Source organism: Promicromonospora kroppenstedtii DSM 19349, from assembly GCF_000515355.1.
Lineage (GTDB): Bacteria > Actinomycetota > Actinomycetes > Actinomycetales > Cellulomonadaceae > Promicromonospora > Promicromonospora kroppenstedtii.
Window position 1 is genome coordinate 59,976 of record NZ_KI911760.1, and the last position, 8,049, is coordinate 68,024.

At 69.3% G+C, this 8,049-nt stretch carries 6 protein-coding genes and 1 pseudogene; 1 reads left to right on the forward strand and 6 read right to left on the reverse strand.

The window, feature by feature from the left end:
• Positions 1–126: 126 nt before the first annotated feature.
• The 5 genes from PROKR_RS27550 to PROKR_RS27570 all read right to left on the reverse strand — a co-directional run bounded on the left by PROKR_RS27550 (position 127) and on the right by PROKR_RS27570 (position 7,192).
• A complete protein-coding gene (locus PROKR_RS27550; protein ID WP_036970270.1) occupies positions 127–1,944 on the reverse strand; it encodes an ABC transporter ATP-binding protein in 1,818 nt (605 codons plus the stop codon).
• Between the two features lie 2 nt (positions 1,945–1,946).
• Entirely contained in the window at positions 1,947–2,945 is a 999-nt protein-coding gene (locus PROKR_RS27555; protein WP_036970274.1) for an ABC transporter permease, read from the reverse strand.
• A gap of 27 nt (positions 2,946–2,972) precedes the next feature.
• Positions 2,973–4,493, reverse strand: a complete 1,521-nt coding sequence (locus PROKR_RS27560) for an ABC transporter permease (protein ID WP_036970277.1) — start codon at positions 4,491–4,493, stop codon at positions 2,973–2,975.
• Positions 4,494–4,687: 194 nt separating this feature from the next.
• Complete coding sequence (locus tag PROKR_RS27565) at positions 4,688–6,502, reverse strand: ABC transporter substrate-binding protein (RefSeq protein ID WP_036970279.1); 1,815 nt, start codon at positions 6,500–6,502, stop codon at positions 4,688–4,690.
• 234 nt (positions 6,503–6,736) lie between these two features.
• On the reverse strand, positions 6,737–7,192 hold the full coding sequence (locus PROKR_RS27570; protein WP_036970281.1) for a cold-shock protein: 456 nt from the start codon (positions 7,190–7,192) through the stop codon (positions 6,737–6,739).
• A 144-nt stretch (positions 7,193–7,336) separates the two neighbouring features.
• Here PROKR_RS27570 and PROKR_RS27575 point away from each other — a divergent pair, with 144 nt between their 5' ends.
• On the forward strand, positions 7,337–7,867 hold the full coding sequence (locus tag PROKR_RS27575) for a GNAT family N-acetyltransferase (protein WP_051433440.1): 531 nt from the start codon (positions 7,337–7,339) through the stop codon (positions 7,865–7,867).
• A gap of 43 nt (positions 7,868–7,910) precedes the next feature.
• Here PROKR_RS27575 and PROKR_RS37670 read toward each other — a convergent pair.
• Positions 7,911–8,049: pseudogene (locus tag PROKR_RS37670) on the reverse strand (GNAT family N-acetyltransferase); the annotation flags it as partial.

Consider the following 8,049-nt stretch of genomic DNA (forward strand, 5'->3'; position numbering starts at 1 on the left):
CCTGGGTCGACGCCGAGACGCGGCTGCCTCCGGGCGAGGTCAGCATCACGGTGGACGCCACGGAGTAGCGGGGTCTCGGCAGGCTCGACCAGCGGTGCCGGTGGTCGAGCCTGCCGAGGGCCTACCTCAGTTGCCGCCGTCGGCCATGAAGCCGCCGAGGCCGGACGAGTTGCCGCCCTCGTCCTGCCGCGGCGCGGGGCGCTCGTAGTCCTCGTCGACGTGCAGCTCCGCGACATCCTCGCCGAGCTTGTTCAGCAGCGCGTGCCGCGCCTCGCGGCGTCGGCGCTGCTCCAGCGGCTCCGGCACGGGCGCCGCCGCGATGAGCCGCTGCGTGTACTCCTCGCGGGGGTGGTGCAGCACCTCCTCGCGGGGGCCCTGCTCCACGATGCGGCCGTTCTGCAGCACCACCACGCGGTGGGCCAGCAGGTCGATCACGGCGAGGTCGTGGCTCACGAACAGGCAGGCGAACTTGTACCGCTCCTGCAGCGCCGTGAACATCTTCAGGACGTTGGCCTGCACGGACACGTCCAGGGCCGACGTCGGCTCGTCCGCGACCAGCAGCTCGGGGTCGAGCGTGAGCGCGCGAGCGATGCTCACGCGCTGGCGCTGGCCACCGGAGAGCTCGTGCGGGTAGCGGTTGTAGACGCTGCGGGGCAGCTCGACGGCGTCGAGCAGCTCCAGCACGCGCCGGCGCCGCGACCGCTCGTCGCCCTCCTTGTGCACCACCAGCGGCTCGGCGATCACGTCACCGATCGGCAGGCGCGGGTTGAGGGACGACGCCGGGTCCTGGAACACGACGCCGATGCGCTTGCGCAGGGCCTTGAGCTCCTTGCCGCGCAGCTTGCCGAAGTCGGTCCCGAGGATCGACGCCGAGCCGGAGGCCGCGGGGATGAGGCCCAGGGCGCACTTGGCGATCGTGGACTTGCCGGAGCCGGACTCCCCCACGAGGCCCACGATCTCGCCCTGCGCCACCGACAGCGACACGTCGTCGACGGCCCGGAAGGTGGGCTTGCCCAGGCGGTGGTACTCGATGACGAGGTTGTTCAGGTCGAGCGCGGGCAGGTCCTCGGGGGCCGCCTCCACGGGCGCGACGTCGCCGAACTGGCCCGGCCCGGACCCCAGGTGGGGCACGGCGGCCAGCAGGCGCTTGGTGTACTCGTGCCGCGGGTGGTTGAGCACCTGGTCGGCGGTCCCCGTCTCCACCAGGTCACCCTTGAGCATGACGGCGACGCGGTCGGCCATGTCGGCCACGACGCCCATGTTGTGCGTGATCAGCAGGATGCCGGTGTTCAGCTTGTCCTTGAGCGAGCGCAGCAGGTCGAGGATGTCGGCCTGCACGGTCACGTCGAGGGCCGTGGTGGGCTCGTCGGCGATGATCACCTTGGGGTCGCACGCGATCGCCATGGCGATGACCACGCGCTGGCGCTGACCACCGGACAGCTCGTGCGGGTACTGCTTGAGGCGGCGCTCGGGCTCGGGGATACCGACCATGCCCAGCAGCTCGGCGGCCCGGGCCATGGCCTGCTTGCCGAACGCGATGCCGTGCAGCTGGAGGCCCTCGGTGAGCTGGTCGCCGATGGTGAGCACCGGGTTCAGCGCGGTCATGGGCTCCTGGAAGACCATGGCCACGTCGTTGCCGCGCATGTTGCGCAGGCCCCGGCCGTCGAGGGCGCCCACGACCTTGTCGCCCACGCGGATGGTGCCGCCGACGCGCGCGTTGCGGGGCAGCAGGCCGAGCGCCGTCATCGAGGTGACGGACTTGCCCGAGCCGGACTCGCCCACGAGCGCGACGACCTCGCCGGGCCGGACCTCCAGGTCGATGCCCTTGACGGCGTGCACGTCGCCGAACTCGGTCTTGAACGTGACGGTGAGGTCCTCGAACGCGAGGACGGCGTCGCCGGTCGCCGTGGCGGGGCCGGAGGCGCTGATGTCGAGAGTCGTCATTCTCAGTCCTTGGTCCGGTTCTGGCGGGGGTCGAACGCGTCGCGCAGGCCGTCGCCGATGAAGTTCACGCACAGGGCGATGGCCAGGATCATCAGGCCCGGCCACCAGAACAGCCACGGCCGCGTCGCGAAGGCGGCCTGGTAGTCGTTGATGAGGGTACCCAGCGAGGTGTCCGGCGCCTGCACGCCGAACCCGAGGAAGCTCAGCGAGGTCTCCAGGAGGATCGCGCTGGAGATCGAGAGCGTCGCGGACACGATGATCACGCCGACCGCGTTGGGCAGGACGTGCTTGCTGATGATGCGCCAGGGGCTGGTGCCGACTGCCTGCGCGGCCAGCACGAAGTCGCGTTCGCGCAGCGAGAGCACCTCGCCGCGCACCAGGCGGGCCAGGCTCGTCCACGTGACCAGGCCGAGCACGAGGGCCAGGCCCCAGATGCCCCAGCCGGACGCCGTCTTGCCGAGCACGGCCGCGACGACCAGCAGCGGGATCACGATGAAGACATCGGTCAACCGCATCAGGACCGACTCGACCCAGCCGCGGTAGAAGCCGGCCAGGGCCCCGATCAGTGTGCCCACGACCGTCGAGATGATGCCCACGGCGAACGCGATGATCAGCGAGAACTGGGTGCCGCGCATGACCAGGGCGAAGTAGTCCTTGCCGCCGGTGTCCTGGCCGAAGGGGTACTGCCAGGTGGGCGCGCCGTCGCCGATCTTGTCGTACTGCAGCGTGTAGTTGTTGGGCCACCACCCGGGGATCGGACCGATGCCGATCGAGGTGAACGCCACGACGATGATGATGCCGAGCACGATCATCGAGCTGAGCGCCGCCCGGTGCCGGAAGAACCGGCGCGCGACGAGCTGGCCCTGGCTGTAGGACTTGTCCTCGCCGGGCAGCGGGGCCGCCGAGCCGCCGGCCGCGAGGCCGACGGCGTCGGTGCTGGCCACGGAGATCTGGGGCTCGTAGTCCTCGCCGCCAGGGGTGCTGTTCCTGATGTCACTCATGTCTGTGTCTCCTGCCGTGGCCCGCGCTCAGCGCCGGATCCGGGGGTCGAGGGCCGCGTACGCAATGTCTGCCAGCAGGTTCATCAGCACGGCGGCAACACCCGTGACGAGGAAGAACGCCATGACCGGCGCGGGGTCCACGGCGTTCAGGCCGTCCTGGAACAGGGCGCCCATGCCCTTCCAGCCGAACACCTGCTCGGTGATGACCGCGCCGCCGATCAGGGCCGCGAAGTCGAAGGCGACGATCGTGGTGATCGGGATGAGGGCGTTGCGGAAGGCGTGCTTGACGATGACCTCGCGCTCCGACAGGCCCTTGGACCGGGCCGTGCGCACGTAGTCCTGGTTCAGGGTCTCGAGCATCGACGACCGCGTGTACCGCGAGTGCGTCGCCACGGAGACCAGGGTGAGCAGGATGGTGGGCAGCAGGATCTGCGTGGCCATGTCGAGCACCTGCTCCCAGAAGCCTCCGGTGAAGTTCGGGGTCTGGGAGCCGATGGTCGAGATGGGGCGCGACTTGACGCCCAGGAAGCTGGCCCAGTGCGCGATCAGGAGGTCGGCGAAGACCATCAGGCTGGTGATGACACCGGTGATGCCGGTGACCAGCATGGACTGCTTGCGGGCGTACCCACCCCAGGCGGCGCCGATCCCGACCGAGACCAGCACGGCGAGCACGAACAGCCCGGCGAGCAGACCCCAGCTCGGGCTGTTGACCAGGAGCGGTGCGAAGGCGAGGTAGGCGACGACGCCGACCACCACGGTGGTGAGGGCCGCGTAGAGCGCGCGCCGGTTCCGCAGGCCTGCGACCAGGGCGGTGACGAGCACACCTGCAGCGGCCGACACCACGAGCACGCCGCCGATGCCGAACATCGGGTTGCGCCACCAGTCGAGGGCGTTGAAGACGAAGAGGATGACGGTGACGAACGCGAACACGGCGGCCGCCGTCAGCATCCGGCGCTTCCTGGTACCGCCGAGTACCGCCTGGAGCAGGAAGCCCGCCACCACCGCGACTATCACGATGGTCCATGGCGCGTAGTGGCCGTCGGCGATCCAGTTGTTGTACTGGATGGCCGCGAACTCCTTGAGCAGCGTGGCGGCCCAGAAGACCGGCAGCGAGAAGAAGAGGAACGCGCTGAACGTGATGGAGTAGTCGAAGCCCGAGTACTGCCGGATCGCGGTGAGGATGCCGAGCGCGATACCGACGATGATCGCGAGCACCGTGGCCACGGTGATCAGGCGGAGCGTCGAGACCGCCGCCTGCTGGGTCAGGCCCAGCACGTCGACGCCGTTGATGGTGACGCCGAGGTCGCAGTTCCCGGTGAAACAGCCTCCGACGCCACTGAGCCAGTCCCAGTACCGCTCCCAGGGTGAGTCGTCGAGCCGGAGCAGCTCGCTCCGCTGCGCCATGAGCTGCTCGCGGTTCGGGTCGTTCGACTCGCGCAGGTCCTTGAGCGGATCGCCCGAGTTGATGGTCAGGAAGAACATGAGCAAGGAGGCGCCCAGCAGGACGAGCGCCGAGGCGCCGATGCGCCGGAGGATGAACTTGAGCACGGGTTGGCCCTTCGAGGCGGACGCAGCACGGCGTCTGCTGGGGAATGCGATCAGTGGGTCACTCTAGGACACCGGATGAAAATTGCCGCCATTGACCCAGATCAGGACTGGAAATAATCCTGACCGGGAGCGAACAGCCCTGCGGGGAAGGGACCAGAGGCGCCCTTCCCCGCAGGTCTTGCGTCAGGCTCGCGTCAGGAGGCGCGGGCCCACTGCTCGGAGTTCCACAGCACACCGCTCTGAGCGGCGGTGTTCCGCACGTTCTCGAGGCTCGAGCTGCTGGCGATGACGCCCGGGTGGGCGAACAGCGGGATACCGAACAGGGTGTCCCACAGCTGCTTCTCGATGATCACGGTCTGCTCGGCGTGCACCGCCTCGTCCGTGGTGCTGGCCAGCGTCTTCCAGGCCTCGTCCACGGTCTTGTCGGAGTAGCCACCGTAGTTCTGCTGACCGGTGGACGAGTAGATGTTCTCGCCCGAGGCGATCTGGCCGGAGCCGGCCCAGGCGAACAGCGCGACCTCGTAGTCACCGTTCGGCAGGTCCTTGTCGAAGAAGTCCGGCGCGGCCGAGTCGACGATCTCGAAGCCGACCTGGTCGCACGAGGACTTGATGGCCTCGACCTCGGCGGCACGACGCGGGTTCGGCGCGGCGTAGCCGATGCGAACCTTCTCGCCCTCCTTGAGGCCCGCGGCAGCGAACTTCTCCTTGGCGGCCTCGAGGTCGACCTCGTCGTACCGGCCGTCGTAGGACTCGGAGACCGTGGCCTCGTAGTTCTCCTGGAACGGGAAGACCTCGCGGGCGTTCATCATGACGGCCTCGGGGGCGATCGGCTTGATCAGGTCGTCCACGATCTTCTGGCGCGGCACGCAGAGCGCGAACGCCTCACGGGCCTCCAGGCTGTCGGAGAAGATGCCCGAGTTGAAGTTGAAGTCGAGGTGCTCCCAGGTCAGGTTCTGGTTGGTGTCCACCGTGACGGCGTCACCGAGCTGCTCGAGCTGCGTCACCGTGTCGACCGTGGGGCCGTTCGGCTGGATGACGTCGAGGTCACCGTTGGCCAGCGCCTGGATCTGCGCGTCGGCGGCCACGAAGCGGAAGGTCAGCTCCTTGGTCGCGGCGGGCGTGCCCCAGTACTTGTCGTTCGCCTCGAGGGTGATGTACTGGCCGGCCTCCCAGCCGTCGGCCTTGAAGTCGTACGGGCCGCTGACCGGGGCGATCGCCGGGTCCGGGACCTCGCCCGGCTGCGACAGCCAGCCCTCGTTCCAGAACTTGGCCGCCTTCTTCAGGACGTCCATGTCGAGGTCCTGGATGGCGGTGACGAGCTCCTCGGTGGAGACGCCCGCCTCCTCGGCGACCACGTGGGCCGGGAACGCGGAACCGATCTGGATCTTCCAGTCGGCGTACACGCGCTCGTAGTCGTAGGTGAACGACTTGGCGTCCGGGGCGTCCGCCTGCGGACCCTCGGGCACGTAGTCACCCAGCGTCAGGCCGGAGATGTGGTTGAACAGGGGGGTCTCCGAGCCGTCGTCGGTGACCTTGCCGTCCTCGGTGATCGCCTGGGCCGCCCAGTCGAGCAGGTAGTCGGCGTAGGTGATCGGGGTGCCGTCCGACCAGGCAGCCTCGTCGTTGAGGGTGTACTGGACCTGCAGCGGGTCCTCCGAGATGGCCTCGTACGTGCCGTAGTCCTCGTCGGCGCAGATCGAGCCGTCGGCACCGAAGTAGTAGAAGCCGCCGAAGATACGGTCCGTGACGGCGCTGTTGTACGTGGAGTAGGTCTCGGGGGTGTTCGTGTTGTAGCCGAGGAACTCGTCCTCGACCGACACCTTGACCTCACCGTCGGCGGTGGTGATGTCCCCGAGGTCAGCCTTGCACGGACCGTCGGCCGCGGCCGACGTCGCCGTGGACTCACCTTCGGCCGGGTCGTCGTTACCCGCCGGGCTGGTGCACGCCGAGAACAGCAGCGCGCCACTGGCAGCCACTGCGACGGCGGCGCTCAGTCGCCTGATCTTCAATGTTCCTCCTCAGGGGAATGCCGGCGCCGTAGTCACCCCCGCTACGCCGCAGCGCACGGGGGTGAGATGTCCGTCACCGTCATGGTTTCCGCTCACGCTACTCACGCGATGGGAGGGTTTGCCCTACTTCGCCGTTTGGCGGATCTGATCGTTACCGACCTGATATCGCTCCGTAGCGGCGCCGTCGCCGCACAACAAGGACGGAAACAGAGTGGTAACACCTCGGGTGAAATCTCACACCCATCCGTGGGAACGCGCCACCGCGACGAAAGCACCCCGGGTCGCGAGCACCTGCTCGGCGGTCAGGGTGGGCACGCCGGCGAGCAGCACCTCGGTCACCTCGACCGCGAGCTCGCGCTCGGACGGGCCGTCGCCCTCGGGCCGCGAACCGGCGTCGGGCAGGGGCGGGAGGAACGTGGGGACGGGCGCCGTGGTCGCACTCGCGCCGACGGCGGTCGCCGTCATCGCCGGGGCCAGGGCGGGGGCAGGCGCCACCAGGGTGACCGTGGAGGCCTTCAGGCCCCGGTCGCCGTCCTCCACCGCGAAGTCCACGACCGCGCCCACGGCGAGGTTGCGCTTGTCGAACTCGAGGTCGTTGACGTGGATGAACACGTCGTCCCCACCGGTGTCCGGCGCAACGAACCCGTAGCCGCGAACCTCGTCGAACCTGATGACCTTGCCTTGAACCACGACACACCCCGCCTCGTAAGAATCCCTGCGTGACCGAGTCTAGGACGCTTGTCCAACTCCGCCTGGGCAACGCGCGCGAGGCCTCCTGCGTTCCATCCGGTCGTCCGTCGCGCCGAGCCCTGCGGACGGCGCTAGCGTGCCGACATGACGATCCGGGCGCTGGAGACCTCCGAGGTGCTGCGGCGCGCGGACGAGATCGCCGCGGTCTTCCAGCGCGCCTTCGGCTACTCGGACGAGCGCCGCGACCACTTCCGCGACACCCGCCTCGCCTACCTGCCCCTCTACGACGGCGCACTGACCCTCGGCGCGTTCGAGGACGACGCGCTGGTGGGCTTCGTGTACGGGTTCGACTACCAGCCCGGCCACTGGTGGCCGCAGCAGGTGGGACCTGCGCTGGACCGGGCCGGGCACGGCGAGTGGACGGTGGACACGTTCGAGCTCAACGAGCTGGAGGTCCTGCCCGGGTACCAGGGGCGGGGCCTCGGGACGGCGCTGCTGCGCACGCTCCTCGACCGGACCCCGCACCGCCACACCCTGCTGTCCACCACCGCCGACCCTGCCGACCGGGCCAAGGTGCTCTACCGGCGCCTCGGGTTCGTGGACCTGGTGCCCGGCTTCCGGTACGCGGGCGTCAGCGAGCCGGCCAACATCATGGGCCGACGGCGCGCGGACTGACGCCCGGCTGCCGGGCCGCCCGGGGCGGCGCCGGCTCGGCCGGTCAGCGCTCCCAGACGTAGGGCGTCGTCGTGGACACCTTGGCGAAGCCGTAGCGCTCCAGGATGGGGCGCGAGTACTCGGTGGAGTCGCTGTTGATCAGTGTCTTGCCCTGCGCGAGCGCCGAGCGCGCGCGGGCCGCC

Bases quoted from the DNA above. Each gene is read 5' to 3' on its own strand.
- PROKR_RS27550 (WP_036970270.1), bottom strand. From the start codon at position 1,944: ATGACGACTCTCGACATCAGCGCCTCCGGCCCCGCCACGGCGACCGGC.
- PROKR_RS27555 (WP_036970274.1), bottom strand. From the start codon at position 2,945: ATGAGTGACATCAGGAACAGCACCCCTGGCGGCGAGGACTACGAGCCC.
- PROKR_RS27575 (WP_051433440.1), top strand. From the start codon at position 7,337: ATGACGATCCGGGCGCTGGAGACCTCCGAGGTGCTGCGGCGCGCGGAC.